Origin of the sequence: Bacillus sp. OxB-1 (genome assembly GCF_000829195.1) — a bacterium.
In the GTDB taxonomy this organism is placed as follows: domain Bacteria; phylum Bacillota; class Bacilli; order Bacillales_A; family Planococcaceae; genus Sporosarcina.
Genome location: NZ_AP013294.1, coordinates 1,351,964 through 1,367,351 on the forward strand (window position 1 = coordinate 1,351,964; position 15,388 = coordinate 1,367,351).

Here is a 15,388-nt window from a genome sequence, read left to right on the forward strand (position 1 = left end):
ACCCGGATGAAATTTTAAATTCCATGTTACAAAAACAAACTATTAAAGAACGGAGTGAATTTGCATGGGCGAAATAAAAAACTTGGAACCTGTCACGATGGATACGATCACTGCGAAATTGATGACACATATTGTAGCAACGGCGACTGAACGTTTCGGGGAAGATGGAATACCGGCTGTTCAAGCAGGTGTTCAACAAGTGATCGATGAACAACAGGCTGAAATGGCTGGAGTGCTTCAGGAGGATGCGCTTTTTTTGTTCGATAAATTATTCGACTCGGAACAAATCGAGAAAACATTGCGTGCCTATAATGCGAAACGGGAAGAAGCGGACCGCGAACCGTATACGATGTTTGCAATCATGGCGAAACTGTTCGCCCACATTGCTAAAGCGATGGTGGAAACATTCGGCAAAGAAGAAGGGGAACAGGTGATGATGGATAGCGTCGGCGTGTTTGGTGAAGAACGCGGCCGTGATATCGCCCGTCGTGCGGCGGCCGTCGGGAAGCCGAATACGATGGAGAATTATTTGTCCAACTATGATATGGGGCGCAGTGAACTATTCGAATATGAAACATATTTTCATCCGACAGAAATCGAACAGTCCTTTACGAAATGCGCATTTGCGGAACAGTGGAAAAAAGATGGCATGGAAGACTACGGAATTTTGTATTGTCATATGATCGATCCTTCGATTGCCAAGGGCTATAACCCGAACTTTGAAGTGGTGCATGATCAATATGTTCTGCGGGAAGGGACTTGCCATTTCCGTTTTCAAATGAAGGACGAAAGCGGGACATCCGAATGATTAACGAAGAGCGGCTCTGGAATCGACTGATGACTTTGGGGGAACTGGGCAAACAGCCAAGCGGCGGGGTGACCCGGTTTTCCTTTACGGAAGAAGAACAGCAAGCCAAGCGGCTCGTCGCTTCCTATATGAGAGAAGCAGGCATGGAAGTCCGGGAAGATGCGGTCGGCAATCTGATAGGAAGGCGCGAAGGACGGCGGGCAGATGCGCCTGCCGTTTTAATCGGCTCCCATATTGACACGGTTCCGGACGGCGGCAGGTTTGACGGTGCACTCGGCGTCATTGCCGGTGTTGAGGTCGTGCAAACGATGAACGAGCAACAGATTCAGCATGATCATCCGATTGAGGTTATCGCATTTACCGATGAGGAAGGCAGCCGTTTCGGATTCGGCATGATCGGCAGCAGGGCCATTGCGGGAACGTTGACAGAGGATCAGCTTCAGCAGGACGACAAAAATGGTATAATCATTGGGGATGCGATGAAACAGGTCGGATTGGATCCCCAACGTATCGGGGAGGCGAAAAAAGAACCATCGACTGTGAAAGCCTATGTGGAACTGCATATTGAACAGGGACGAGTCCTCGAAAAGCACGGAATTCCCGCCGGTATCGTATCGGGCATCGCCGGTCCGCTTTGGACAAGATGGATTATTTCCGGCGAGGCGGGTCATGCCGGTTCGACTCCGATGGACAGCCGGAAAGATCCGTTGATGGCAGCAGTGGAAATTATGCAGTTCATTGAAGAGGAAGCGAAACAGTATCCACAAACCGTTGCGACGATCGGGCAGATATCCGTGAAACCCGGCGGCGTGAATGTCGTTCCGGGGGAAGTCGAATTTACTTTGGATCATCGGGCGATCGACGAGGGTATTCGCAATGAGGTGGAAAGGAAGATCCAGGCCCATGCGGAGCAAGTATGCGTTAAGCGGAATGTGGAGCTGGTCATTGAGCCGTTGCAACGCGTCACGCCTGTTCCATGTTCGGAGTTCATTCAAAACGTGATCCGGGAGGCATGCCAAAAAGCGGGCATCGATCCGCTGACCCTCCCAAGCGGAGCAGGACATGACGGCATGCAGTTCCACAACGCTTGGCCGATCGGCATGATTTTCATCCGATCGGAAAACGGCATCAGCCATAATCCGGCTGAATGGAGTTCGAGAGACGATTGCGGAACAGGTACACGAATCTTGTTTGAGACAATATGCGAACTTGCAACTAAGTGAAAAAAGAGTGCCGGATTCCTCGCAAGTGAGAATCCAGCACTCTTTCTTTATGAATCAAGCACCTAAAAATGCTTTAATTGCGTCAATCAAGCTGTAAAGGCCTAAACCTGTACAAATCAGGGCGACAATTCCGCCGATGATGTTCATTTTGACGCTGTTGACATATTTGCCAAGACGGTTTTTATTGTTCATGATGATCAACAGCAAGATGGAGATGACAGGCAGTAGAATTCCGTTCAATGCCTGGGCAAAAAGAAGTACGTCGAGCGGTTCGAAACCTAGACCGGATGACAGGATACCGATTATCATCACGATGACGAATACCAGTTTAAACTTCTTATTTTTCATTCCATTTTCCCATCTCATCACACTTCCGATTGTAACAGCAGCTCCAAGTGGAGAAGCGAGGGCGGACGAAAAACCTGCCGCAAATAATCCGACACTGATGAAAACTTTAGCCCATTCACCGAGTAGCGGTTCTAGTTGAATGGACAGATCCGCGACGCTTTTCACTTCAAGACCGTAAATCATCGTTCCGGAAGTGATTAAAATTGCTGCTGTAATCAAACCACCGATACAGATGGAGATAGTCGTATCCAACCGTGCCTCTTTTAAATCAGATGGCTTCGACCATCTTTCTTGGACCATTGTCGAGTGGATAAAGAAGTTATACGGTACGACAGTTGTTCCGATCAATGCAATAACCATTAAAATAGAGCCGGTCGGGATGGTTGGGAGGAATGCGCCTTGGAATACAGCACCAAGGTCAGGTTTCGCTACAATCATCGTTGTGATGAAGGTGACACTCATTACAGCGATAAGTACAACCATGACACGCTCAATCAGTTTGTAACTGCCGCTGAGTCCGAGTATTAGAATAACAACTCCGAAGATTGGTCCGAGAATATTGGAAGGAATTCCGGTCAACGTGGAAATCCCGAGCGATGTACCGAGAAGGTCCCCCGCAATATAAGCGGCACAACCGATTCCGACCGCTATCATGACGAGCCACATCGAACCGAACTTTAAGATGGGATTAGCAAACTGTTCCCGGATTGCTTCCCCTAATCCTTTTTTTGTAATTATCCCAAGTCTGGCTGACATCTCTTGCAAAACGATCGTTGCAATAATCGAGAATACAACTGCCCATAAGATGGCATATCCGAATGAAGCCCCTGCCCGTGTTGCAGTAGTTACAGTACCCGGACCAATGAATGAAGCCGTAATAATCGCGCCTGGTCCAATGACCTTAAGTTTATTTTTCAATGACTTTTTTTCCGTTGTAGAAGTGTCTATTTCTTTTTGCGTTGTCATTATTTTCCCCGCCCGTCACTAAATATATTTATTGAATATTACAACTATTTTTGGGAAAAATACCCGGGATAGGGGAGGGTGTCATCCGCCTATTCCAAGTAGTTGTAGATTGTTTGCTTTGAAACTTTGAGAGCGTTTGCAATTTTTTCGATAGAGCCTTGGATCAAAAAAGTTCCCTTCTCTTCCAGACTGCGAACGAATTGAATCTTATCTTCCCGGGACATCTTTGAAATAGGAATTCCGATTTCTTTCAAGGAGCTAGTAATTAGTTGATCAAACACTTCATCAATATTTTTCGCGTACGACTCCTCCATCGGGGAATCGAGTTGATCCAAATCAGGGGTTGCGGAAAAATCTTTGATAATCTGATTGACCATAGAGAATGCAGTAATGTCGAAGTTAATCCCGATGAAGCCGATTACGTTACCGCTTTCATTTCGAATGAATGAACTTGAAGTCTTTACGAACTTCCCATCTCTTGTCCGTGACGTCTGACCAAGCATATCAGGCACGGCATCCCCGTGTTGCCGCAACTCTTTTAAGATGACTTCTGTTGTTGGGGCTCCCAGCGCTCGTTCCGTAACACTGCCAGCTATATAAACGAGTGAGGAATGGATGTCCGACAAGTCATGAATGACCACTTCGCAATTTCGCCCAAACGTTGCGGCGATCATGTCTGCCACCGGTTGGTAGCGTTTTAATATTTCTGCATTTTCTTCTTTCGCCATACGAATCACCAGTTTCCAAAGTTATTTAAGAAGGCTTGCTTCTTTACAATGGGCGTCCTGTTTCCGTGATTCCACAGAAACAGGACATCCAAAGTAGATTATAACTTATTTTCTGCTCGCAATGACCCCTGCAAGTGCATATAAAATGACTGTGGAAGCAAAGTGAGCCGAAAGCTGGGTCGGATCTTGTTGTGGATAGATTTCCACAAAGTCCATTCCAACGACGCCTTGTTTACAAATTTCATGAACCAGAGTTAATAGTTCGTGGGAAGTCAATCCATTCCCATCAACCGGGCCGCCAGGGTTGAATGCAAAGTCCAATACGTCACTGCAAATGCTCAAGTAGACGACATCGACATCTTTGCTCGCCATTGCATGAAGCTCGGCTGCCAACTCTTTCAAATTGGAGTGGTTGCGGATATCATTGATTGTCACAGTGACAGCGCCTGCTGCTTTTGCGTTGCGCCCACTTTCCGGAATATTTCTCGGGCCATGGATCCCTGTGTGGATAATGCTTTCATTGCGAACGCCTTCTTGCTCATATAAGCGGGCGAACGGGCTGCAACGTGCATATTGGTCGCCGTTATGGGATGGCAAGTTGTCGTAGTGTGCATCCAGATGGATGATCCCGACTTTTTTGCCTTGTTCGGCAAGCGCTTTCACGATCGGGAAAGTGATGCCGTGATCTCCTCCGAGTCCGATGAGGAATTTTCCGCTTTCCCAAAGCTTGCTTGTGAAGTTTGTAATTCTTTTCATTGTTTCATCGACATCTGCCGGTACAACGTCAATATCGCCGATATCTCCGAGTTTCATATGTTCGAACACATCGATATGATCCAACTCTGGCAAATAGCCGCTATATCTAGCTGATGTCAGGCGCATCACTTTTGGACCGAGTTCACAACCGGTATAGTCTCCCCAAGTTACCGCACCTTCCCAAGGTACTCCGTACACAACTGCATCTATATCTTCAAGTGACTTACTAGTGGAAATATTCTTTGCTCCAAGGAAGCAAGGTGTATTGCCGTAGATGTTTGTCATGATTCGTCATTTCCTTTCGAGCTTATATTTAAAAAATTGAAGCTTTAACTTAAATATAGGACCTGTTTTAAATAAAGTCAAATTAATTTTGATAAAAATTAAAAATAATTAAAGGCAGGTGTGAGATTTATCGGAAAAGTAACTCTGTGGTATGAGTTGCTTGACAGAAAAGTTTGTTTGTCTTCTACTCTGATATTTCGTCTTATGATAAACTGAAATTCTACATTCATCTTTCACATAAGGAGTGCTTTCTCTTGAATATTCAACCGTCTAGTAAAATGTCGATTTTCGCCCCCGCAATTTTTGGAGATTTAAAAGCAGCCGCGGAGAAGAGAAAGGCAGCCGGGCATGCAGTCGTCGATTTGAGTTTGGGCAGCCCGGATTTGCCGCCCGACGTCAAAGTACGGCAGGCACTATCGGAACAAAGCGCGCTGGCAAGTTCCTACGGTTATACACTAGGGGGAATCAAGCGTTTTAACGAGGCGGTTGCCGATTACTATAAAAGACGTACCAATGTAATAATCGACCCGGAAACGGAAGTGCTGCAGACGATGGGATCCCAGGAAGGGCTCGTCCATCTGCCATTCGCTTTTTGCAATGAAGGGGATATCGTCCTGAATACGAATCCGGCTTACGTGGCATACGAGGCGGGCATTAAACTTGCCGGGGCGGTTCCTTACGATATGCCACTCCGTGAGGAAAACAACTTTCTCCCCGACCTGGATGCCATTCCGGCCGATATTGCGGAAAAAGCGAAGTTGCTCCTATTGAATTTGCCGGGCAATCCGGTTCCGGCAATGCCGGACGCCGCCTTTTTCGAGAAAGTGGTGGCATTCGCACGGAAGTACAACGTCATTGTCCTGCATGACGCCGCCTATTCGGAATATTATTTCACTGGGGACGCTCCGATCAGCTTTCTATCCACGCCGGGAGCGATGGACGTCGGGATGGAGATCAATTCCTTATCGAAAAGCTTCAGCTTGGCCGGCGCCCGCATCGCATATATAGTAGGAAATGCGGAAATGCTGGGGATTGTAAAACAGTTGAAGTCGAATTTGGATTATGGGATTTTCGCACCGATCCAAGAGGCTGCCGCGGTGGCGTTGGATCATGCGGAGGAGATCACGGACCGGCTGCGCCAAGAATTTTCCGAACGGCATCGCGTGTTAATGAATGGATTGGATGAGCTTGGCTGGACGGCAACCCCGTCCCAAGGCGGTATGTTCGTCTGGGCAAAATACCCATCGGACATGAATGATATCGATTTTGTCTTCAAGGCGATCGAAGAAGCCGGCGTCGTCATGGTGCCCGGAAGCATCTTCGGTTCCGAGGGAGCAGGCTATGTCCGGATTGCACTCGTTCAGAGGACGGAATTGTTGGAGCAGGCGATCGAGCAGTTGAAAGAACTAACTTATTCATAAAAAGGGGAAGGACTGTACTTTGGTCCTTTTCTTTTTTTTATATCGCACTTGCAATCTATAAAGGAGCGGTGTATTATGATGACTGGATGACCGTTTTTGTGTTTTAGTCAATAGAGGTGGGTGAAGAAGTGGATCGAAGACAGGAAATATTGGATGCCGCGGCCAAGTCGTTTTCGCTCTTTGGATACAAAGCGACAACAATGGATCAGGTCGCCAAAATAGCGAACGTTGGAAAGGGGACCATCTACACATTCTTTGCAAATAAAGAGGAACTCTTCAATGCCATTGTCATGAAAATGATCAACGAGATGCGGATGGAAGCTGACGCGGTTTCGGTCGAAGGGGCTTCATTCGAAGAAAATGCCCATGCCCGGTTGATGCAAATGCTGAAATTCCGCAAGACGCATCATTTATATGCAAAATTGGTGAATGAGGAAAAGGAATTGCGCACTCCTGCCGTCAAAGAAGTGCTCGAGACGATCGAGAAAGAGATTGTCGCCTATGTCCGGGAAAAGATGGAACGAGCCATTGCGAGAGGCGAGTTGAGGCCATGCGATACGGAGCTGGTCGCGTATCTTTTATTCAAAGCGTATTTGGCCCTGATCGTCGATTGGGAACAGACGCATGAGGAAGAGTTGTCTGAGCAGCGCATCCTTGATTTGCTAAGCGGGACCCTTTTTAAAAGTCTCTTAGTATGAGACTCCTTTTTTTATTCAAAAATGACCGAAACACCGAAGTGGTCAATTAGTTTAGGAGGAAGAAAAACATGAAAAAGACAATGACGTGGGCGGAATGGAAGCAGTTGCTGCGCACGCGGAAAATGATTGTCCCGATGGTGGCTATTTTGTTCATTCCTGTATTGTATGCGGGGATGTTCCTTTGGGCTTTTTGGGATCCGTATGCGAATATGCCCTCCTTGCCCGTAGCGATTGTCGATAACGACGAGGGAGCCGAGCTGGAGGGAGAACAGTTGGCGCTCGGCCGGGAATTGACGGATAAGCTGATCGAGAGCAAGCAGTTTGATTTCCAAGAGGTTTCGCATGCGGAAGCGGAGCAGGGGTTGAAAAACCAGGACTATTACGTTGTCATTGAAATCCCTGAAAATTTTTCAGATCACGCCACAACGTTGTTGGACGACAATCCGGAAAAATTGACGATCGTCTATAAACCGAATGAAGGATTCAACTTCCTGTCTGCCCAGATCGGAGAAACTGCGATGGACCGGATCCGTGCGGAAGTGAATGAAAAAGTGGCATCCACTTATTCGGAAAAACTGTTCGCCTCCATTTCTGAGATGGGAGAAGGTTTTGGAGAAGCGGCCGAGGGAGCCGGCCAGCTTGATGAGGGGGCCGCCGAGCTATCCACAGGCGCCGCGGACTTGAAAGGCTATCTCGAAAAATTGGCTTCGAGCACGGTCACATTGGCCGACGGGTCCGATCAGCTAGCGAAAGGAACCCGCGAAGCCGCAACCGGTGCAAAAGATTTGAATGAAGGCATCGGAACACTTGCAACGGGGGCTGCCGAACTCCGGACCGGAGCAGAACAAGCATCGGCAGGAGCAAGCGAATTGCAATCCGGCATCGCCCAATACACAGAAGGTGTCGGCAAACTTGCCGGCAGCTACGGACAAATTGCTCAAAAAGAAAAGGAATTCAACGCAGCCATCGGCAACTTGCATGATAAAACAGCGTCCGTCAGTGGAGCGGCTACCGATCTAGCTGGCGGTGCCCAACAAGTGAACTCCGGAGTCAAATCACTTTCCGAACAATTGGCACCAATCCTCGCCTCATTACCCGAAGAGCAACAAGCCGGGGTGAAGGCGGCACTTGAGGAATTAAAGCAAGGAAGCACTCAAGTGGCGGCTGGTATGCAGGAGCTATCCGCCGGAACTTCGGCTTTGGCGGATGGGGCGGCCCAATTGAATGGCTCCGCCAACCAACTTGCCGAGGCACGCAGCCAAGCATTGGCCGGTTTGAATGAATTGAACAGTTCCTCGACCGCCCTGGTAAACGGCGCCGATTCATTGGCTAGTGGAAACGGAGCACTTGCGACCGGATTAGCCAAATTGGCGGACGGCGCCGCAGCAGCCCGGAGAGGTTCTTCCGATTTGTCCACAGGGTTGGCGAAATTAACGGAAGGGACCGGCACATTGACGGCCGGAACCGGCACGCTCGCCTCCAAATCACAAGAATTGGCGGAAGGATCCGGTAAACTAGTGAACGGTCTTGGGGAGCTGAAAGAGGGCACATCCACGCTTCAAGAAAAACTGGCCGAAGCGAACGAAACCGCAAGCGGGGTACAGCCGTCCGAAAAAACATTCGAAATGGCTGCCGCCCCGGTCTCTGTTGACAAAGAAGGCATCAACCACGTGCCGAACTACGGAACCGGCTTCGCTCCGTATTTCCTATCCCTCGGATTATTCGTCGGCGCGCTGCTGTTATCCATCGTCTTCCCGCTCGTCGAACCGGCCATCAAGCCGACCGGCCCGTTCCGCTGGTTCGCCAGCAAAGTATCTGTCCTCGCGGCAGTGGGACTGATTCAAGCATTGATCGCCGTGGCGGTCGTCAAGTTCGGGCTCGGCATGGAAACCGAGAACACGCCGCTCTTCATCTTGACGGCGATTATCACAAGCTATACATTCATCGCAATCGTCCAAATGTTCGTCTCTCTCTTCGGGGACGCGGGACGATTCATGGCCATCCTCGTGTTGATCTTGCAGCTGACCACGAGCGCGGGCACTTTCCCGTTGGAATTGATTCCGGAACCGCTGCAATTCTTCAACACATTGTTGCCGATGACCTACTCCGTCCATGCATTCAAAGGCGCCATCTCGACAGGCGACATCGGATTCCTTTGGGCGAACAATGGCATTCTGCTCGCCTTCACAGGAGCATGTCTCGCCATCACATTCGGTTACTTCGCCTTAATTTTCACGAGACGCTATTCAAGAGAAACGGCAGAAGCTTAATTAGGCAAGCCCTTGTCATGAATCATCATGGCGGGGGCTTTGTTTTTGAGAACAGCGGTGACTGGCGAGTCTCCCGAGTTTTCATTCTTCCTCGAAACAAATCAGCCGCACTTCGAAATGCTTCATACAAGCCTCAAAACGTTTCATAGAAACCTCTCAACGTAATTGTCCAGCCTCGCAACAAATCCAGGGCAGCTCGAAACAAAATCCCCACCTCTCAACGTTTTTCCCCCAGCTCGCAACACTCCACCCGGGGCTCGAAACGTTCCCGTCGAACCTCGAAAAGGATTCCCTCAACCTCAAAACGTTTTCCTGGAAGTTCGAAACGAAATCCCCTCCTCGCAACGTTTTTCCCCTACCTCGCAACACTACACCGGGGGCTCGAAACGTTCCCGCCGAACCTCGAAAAGGATTCCCTCAACCTCAAAACGTTTTCCTGGAAGTTCGAAACGAAATCCCCTCCTCGCAACGTTTTTCCCCTACCTCGCAACACTACACCGGGGGCTCGAAACGTTCCCGCCGAACCTCGAAAAGGATTCCCTCAACCTCAAAACGTTTTCCTGGAAGTTCGAAACGAAATCCCCTCCTCGCAACGTTTTTCCCCTACCTCGCAACACTACACCGGGGGCTCGAAACGTTCCCGCCGAACCTCGAAAAGGATTCCCTCAACCTCAAAACGTTTTCCTGGAAGTTCGAAACGAAATCCCCTCCTCGCAACGTTTTTCCCCTACCTCGCAACACTACACCGGGGGCTCGAAACGTTCCCGCCGAACCTCGAAAAGGATTCCCTCAACCTCAAAACGTTTTCCTGGAAGTTCGAAACAAAATCCCCACCTCGCAACGTTTTTCCCCTACCTCGCAACACTACACCGGGGGCTCGAAACGTTCCCGTCGAACCTCGAAAAGTATTCCCTCAACCTCAAAACGTTTTCCTAGAAGTTCGAAACAAAATCCCCATCTCCCGCCCTCGAAAGCACAACCAAACAAAAAACCCCCGAAGTTTTCACTTCGAGAGTTCTCTCATCAAGAACCAACATAATCCCCGCCATCGACATGAATCGTTTGCCCGGTCATGTAGCTGGAGTCATTGGAGGCTAAAAACACATAGGCCGGTGCATTTTCCGCCGGTTGGCCCCGTCGTTTGACTGGTGTATCCCCGCCGTGCTGCTCGACCTTTTTGGCATCGAAAGTGGCCGGGATGAGCGGTGTCCAAATCGGGCCGGGGGCGACTGCGTTGACCCGGATTTTCTTCTCGGCCAAGTTCAAGGCAAGGGAGCGGGTGAAAGAGGTGATCGCCCCCTTTGTCGCGGAATAATCGATCAATCCCGGCGAACCGTTATACGCCGTGATCGAGGATGTGTTGACGATCGTGTCGCCTTCCGTCATCTGCGCCACCGCCGCTTTCGTCATATAAAACAAACCGAAGAAGTTTGTCTCGAATGTCTCCCGCATTTGATCGGCCGATATGTCGGCGAAGTCCTTCTGCGGAAACTGCTTGCCCGCGTTGTTGACGAGGATATGGAGATGTCCCCACTCATCGATGACCTTCTGGACCAACTCCTCGCAATTTTCCTCTTCGCTAATATCCGTTTGAATCTTCATCGCTTTTCCGCCGTGCTTTTGAATCAATTCCACCGTTTTATCAGCATCGACTTCTTCGGCTTCATCCAAATAGGCGATGGCGACATTGGCACCTTCCTTCGCATATGCAACCGCGACGGCACGCCCAATTCCACTATCCCCGCCGGTAATCAACGCATTTTTCCCTTTTAATTTATCCGACCCTTTGTAATTTTCGTCTTCATAAACCGGCTCCGGCGTCATCTCTGCTTCCACGCCGGGCTGCTGCTCCTGCGTTTGCGGCGTCACTGCTTTGTCGATTTTTTCGTATTTGTTTTCAGACAATGTAAGTTCCTCCTTCGTAGCTGTCACTAGTAGAAATGTTCCCCAACTGACGGGGAATAAACGGATTTACAACAGTCCGATCCATTTCCAATACGTGGCGCTGAATAAAAGGATGAGCAAATACCCAATCACGGTCAGAGGTATCCCTGACTTCAGGAAATCCTTGACGGTAAAGGCGCCGGTCCCGTATGCGAGCATATTTTGCGGTGCACTCACCGGTAGCAAGAAGCCAAAACTGATGACAAATTGTTGAATCAGAACAAACCCGACATCGTTGGCATCGATTGCCAGCGTTGAGGTCAAGGCGATGAAAATTGGGATGAGCGCCGACGACAGGCTCGTTGCACTGGCAAACCCCAAGTGGATCAAAATGTTGAATAGGGACAGCAAGGCAATGGTCGCAATCAGCGGCATATGGTCAAGTCCCATTGCGCCGAACACTTTATCCGACAACCATTGGGCGCCATTTGTGTCCAATAGGATGGTCCCAAGCGCAATCCCGACGGCAAAGACGATGATTGTCCCCCAAGGAATCAGCTTCTCCACCGTCTTCCAGTCAAAGACCCCGATCTTTGGCGACAATAGGATAGCCAACGCTACAAGCGTCACGGTTGTCGTATCGAAAGGATGGAGTTTCTCCTCGGTGGACCAGAAGAAAAGGAGGGCGATGGAAATGACGATGAGACGAATTTCCGCTGACGTAATCGGTCCCATTTCTTTCAATTGATTTTGAATCAATTCCTTCCCGCCTTCAACCACTTTCGTTTCCGGTTTAATGATCCGCAACATGACAAAGTAGAGGATGACGGACATGATGATGGACCAAGGAGCGGCGTAGAGGAACCAAGAGCTCCACGCGACCGAGACGCCGAATTCCTTTTCGATGAACCCGAGGGCGACCATATTTTGGGCCGCTCCCGTCTTGATACCGATATTCCAAATGGAGACAGCCTGTACTGCCGTGATGACGAGCAGGGCACCAAGCCGGCTATTATGTGGCAAACCGAATGCGGCCACCATTCCAAGCAAAATAGGAACGACCGCGCCGGCCCGTGCCGTAGCGCTTGGCACGAAAAACGCAAGTATGATCGATACAAGTATCGCTCCGAAAACGATGGCGCCTGTCCGGACGCCGACTTTCGAAAGGATGTACAATGCTAGCCGTTTGTGAAGATTCGTCGCCTGCATGGCAGCAGCCAGGAACAGGGCGGCAGCCACAAGGGCGACGGCCGAATTGGAAAATCCGCCCAACGCCATCTTAAGCGCATCTTTCGTCCCGAGCATGACATCAGGATTGGCCATATCCGGGGCAAGTCCGAGCAAGAGTGCGACCAGGGCGATGATCATGGCGGCGCTCACTGGATAGGTGACCGCTTCCGTCATCCATAAGATGACCGCAAATGCCAAGATGGCGAGAGCCCGTTGACCAGCTACCGGAAGTTCCTGGTGGTTAGGCAGCAACACGATGACAATCAAGGCTGCAAAAGCAAGTGCAATCCAAAGAGGCTTGAGGTTTCGTTTCGATTTGATGGTCGTTTCAGTAGATTTCAAACGGATTCATCCTTTCCGATGAACATGTATGTATAGTTCCAGTACCCAAAACGAAGTAGCTATAAAACGCTCTATTCAGCTTTCCCGGAATTGAATAAATTATGAACGCACTCGTTCCAAGTATATTCTGAAATTAATTGAAACGAAATTACCTGTCAGGAGTCTAATGGAATAACAAAGAAAATGGAAAGGGTTGGTCCACTTGAGAAAACCGGTTATCTGGATTGCTTCCGGGGTAGCCATCGCCTTCTTGGCATTGGCATTCGCTTTATCTATTCAAAGAGTGACAGTAACGGCTTCGGGAATCGCACTGACCGAGAAAGGCTGGCAGGCAGGTTTCTCGGCTCCGTTGAATCAGAAAGCCGAGCGATCCGGTGATCTTTATATTACCGATCAGGAGGGCAATCGGGTGGAGACGGATATCCGTATTGAAAACGAAGGGCACACCGTTCACGTCAACGGGCTGGAACCGGGCGCGTATACGCTGCATATTAAAAAAGAGGCCGTGAAAGGGAAACGATACAAATCCCTGCAATCGGATCGGATTGATTTCACGGTCCATGAAACGATCACTTCGGTTGCATCGGAAAAAGAACTGAAAGCGTATTTTGATCGGGCGAAAAGCATGATGGAAAGCGAGAGGAAAGCGCTGCGTCAGGAATCGGCAACTATGGAAAGTGCAAATGACAAAGCAGAAGCGCAGTCTGGCAGTGCTGATCACTCGACGACGAATAATCAAGTCGCTGGAGTTGATGAAGCGGATATTGTGAAGACGGACGGAGATTTCATTTACTCCATCATGGGCCATAGCAGGGTAATGATTTCGGACATCCGGAATCCGGAAAAACTCCGGAAAGTCCATGAATTGAAGGGGAATGACAGTTTTTATCCAAATAGCTTGTTTTTACACGATGATCTGCTCATCGTTCTTGGCTCGAAAATGTCACCCGACCAAGGCGTGTCCAATAAACAGGCAGCAGACATGATCATGCCGATGAATGAAATGACAGTTGCCCAAATTTATGACGTCAGCAAACCGGAACAGCCGAAGCTGATCCGGGAGGTCGGGGCGGAAGGGTATTTGAACGGTGCTCGGAAAACGGGGGATATGCTCTATTTTGTTACGAATATCCAACCGTTCTATTGGATCATGGAAGAGGGGCAAGAGGAGGATCTTCGCCCGGCCGTATTGGATTCGACGGAAGACGATACCCCGAAGTTATTGGATTATAAGGACATTTCCATCTTGCCGGGAGCTGTTGAGCCAAAGTACTCCATTATCACGGCTGTTGATCTTTCATCGCCTGCAAAAAGTGGACTTGTGACGAAAGGGTATCTCGGCAGCAGTGAGCAACTGTACATGTCAAAAGACCATCTCTATTTGACGGCATCGATTTATGAAACGGGTTCTGCGGCAGGCGGGCAGGCGCGGTCGATGATCTGGAACCCTGGCAGTGCCAACAGTGAAGTGTTCAAGTTTGCGCTGGACGGAACAAATGTCGCATTCCAAAATTCCGCCACGTTGAAAGGGACGCTGCTGAACCAGTTCTCGATGGATGAACATAACGGCCATTTCCGGGCCGTCACGACGGAGGGGAATCAATGGGATGAAAAGAACCCTTCCAAAAATCATCTATTCATCTTAGATGAAAACATGAAGCAGGTCGGGTCGGTAGAAGGGCTAGCAAAAGGGGAGCGCATTTATTCCGCTCGTTTCATGGGGGAGAAGGCGTATATGGTGACTTTCCGGGAAACGGACCCGCTCTTTGTCATCGATATCGCCGATCCGGTCGCGCCGAAAGTGCTTGGGGAGTTGAAGATTCCGGGTTTCAGCAACTATTTGCACCCATTGGATGAACATCATCTCATCGGATTCGGCTATGAAACGACGGCAAAGAAAAATCCGCAAGGCGGCGAACCGATTATTCTAACGGAAGGGATGAAGATCTCCCTATTCGATGTATCGGACTTCGCTAATCCGAAAGAGAAGGATACCGAAATTATCGGGGGACGGGGAAGTTACTCCCCGATCCAGCATGACCATAAATCATTATTCCAGCACCCGCAACGGAATTTATTCGGATTCCCGGCCGTCCTCTACGAAGAACGGAAGCAAAACAAGGAATTCTGGGATGTGGACTTCCTCGGGGCAGGTGCGCTCATTTATGAAATCACACCGGAAAAAGGGATTGTGTTGAAAGGCGATTTATTGGAAGGGAAACAACCGGGAGAGCAATACGTCGATTGGGAAAAGGAAATCCAGCGCATCTTGTATAGCGGTGATAAACTGTACACCATTTCGATGAAGGAAATTACTCAATACGGCTTGGATTCAATGAAAAAGGAAAATACGTTGCAATTGCAATGAAGAGGGGGCCGTCCGGAAAGTCGGACGGCCTTTTCACTATGAGGTGAAACTGTCCGACGCT

The 15,388-nt window shown here is 49.3% G+C and carries 11 protein-coding genes; 6 read left to right on the forward strand and 5 right to left on the reverse strand.

Annotation, left to right across the window (positions count from 1 at the left end; all coding sequences use genetic code 11):
- The first annotated feature begins 64 nt into the window (after positions 1–64).
- On the forward strand, positions 65–808 hold the full coding sequence (locus OXB_RS06875; protein ID WP_041072966.1) for an L-2-amino-thiazoline-4-carboxylic acid hydrolase: 744 nt from the start codon (positions 65–67) through the stop codon (positions 806–808).
- Positions 805–2,031, forward strand: coding sequence for a Zn-dependent hydrolase (locus OXB_RS06880; protein ID WP_041072968.1), 1,227 nt, complete (start codon positions 805–807; stop codon positions 2,029–2,031). Before OXB_RS06875 ends, OXB_RS06880 begins: the two co-directional genes overlap by 4 nt.
- Positions 2,032–2,085: 54 nt before the next feature.
- Here OXB_RS06880 and OXB_RS06885 read toward each other — a convergent pair whose 3' ends face one another.
- The 3 genes from OXB_RS06885 to OXB_RS06895 all read right to left on the reverse strand — a co-directional run bounded on the left by OXB_RS06885 (position 2,086) and on the right by OXB_RS06895 (position 5,114).
- Positions 2,086–3,345, reverse strand: coding sequence for an Nramp family divalent metal transporter (locus OXB_RS06885; RefSeq protein ID WP_052483897.1), 1,260 nt, complete (start codon positions 3,343–3,345; stop codon positions 2,086–2,088).
- Between the two features lie 89 nt (positions 3,346–3,434).
- Positions 3,435–4,073 carry a helix-turn-helix transcriptional regulator gene (locus OXB_RS06890; RefSeq protein ID WP_041072970.1) on the reverse strand — a complete coding sequence of 213 codons (639 nt, stop codon included), beginning with the start codon at positions 4,071–4,073 and terminating at the stop codon, positions 3,435–3,437.
- Positions 4,074–4,178: 105 nt separating this feature from the next.
- Positions 4,179–5,114 (reverse strand): agmatinase family protein, encoded by a 936-nt coding sequence (locus tag OXB_RS06895; protein WP_041072972.1) that lies wholly within the window; start codon positions 5,112–5,114, stop codon positions 4,179–4,181.
- A 254-nt stretch (positions 5,115–5,368) separates the two neighbouring features.
- Between OXB_RS06895 and OXB_RS06900 the strand changes: the two genes are divergently transcribed.
- The 3 genes from OXB_RS06900 (at position 5,369) to OXB_RS06910 (ending at position 9,503) form a co-directional block, all read left to right on the forward strand.
- On the forward strand, positions 5,369–6,535 hold the full coding sequence (locus OXB_RS06900; protein WP_041072974.1) for an aminotransferase class I/II-fold pyridoxal phosphate-dependent enzyme: 1,167 nt from the start codon (positions 5,369–5,371) through the stop codon (positions 6,533–6,535).
- A 128-nt stretch (positions 6,536–6,663) separates the two neighbouring features.
- Entirely contained in the window at positions 6,664–7,233 is a 570-nt protein-coding gene (locus tag OXB_RS06905) for a TetR/AcrR family transcriptional regulator (protein WP_041072976.1), read from the forward strand.
- Between the two features lie 68 nt (positions 7,234–7,301).
- Positions 7,302–9,503, forward strand: a complete 2,202-nt coding sequence (locus tag OXB_RS06910; protein WP_231860370.1) for a YhgE/Pip domain-containing protein — start codon at positions 7,302–7,304, stop codon at positions 9,501–9,503.
- Positions 9,504–10,526: 1,023 nt separating this feature from the next.
- On the opposite strand, the gene OXB_RS06915 is transcribed toward OXB_RS06910, so the two are convergent.
- Positions 10,527–11,408, reverse strand: coding sequence for an SDR family oxidoreductase (locus OXB_RS06915; protein WP_041072978.1), 882 nt, complete (start codon positions 11,406–11,408; stop codon positions 10,527–10,529).
- A gap of 66 nt (positions 11,409–11,474) precedes the next feature.
- Positions 11,475–12,959, reverse strand: a complete 1,485-nt coding sequence (locus OXB_RS06920; RefSeq protein ID WP_173425999.1) for a DASS family sodium-coupled anion symporter — start codon at positions 12,957–12,959, stop codon at positions 11,475–11,477.
- 202 nt (positions 12,960–13,161) lie between these two features.
- On the opposite strand from OXB_RS06920, the gene OXB_RS06925 reads away from it, so the two are divergent.
- The gene (locus OXB_RS06925; RefSeq protein WP_041072980.1) at positions 13,162–15,327 is read left to right on the forward strand and encodes a beta-propeller domain-containing protein; all 2,166 of its coding nucleotides are present in this window, start codon (positions 13,162–13,164) and stop codon (positions 15,325–15,327) included.
- Positions 15,328–15,388: the final 61 nt, after the last annotated feature.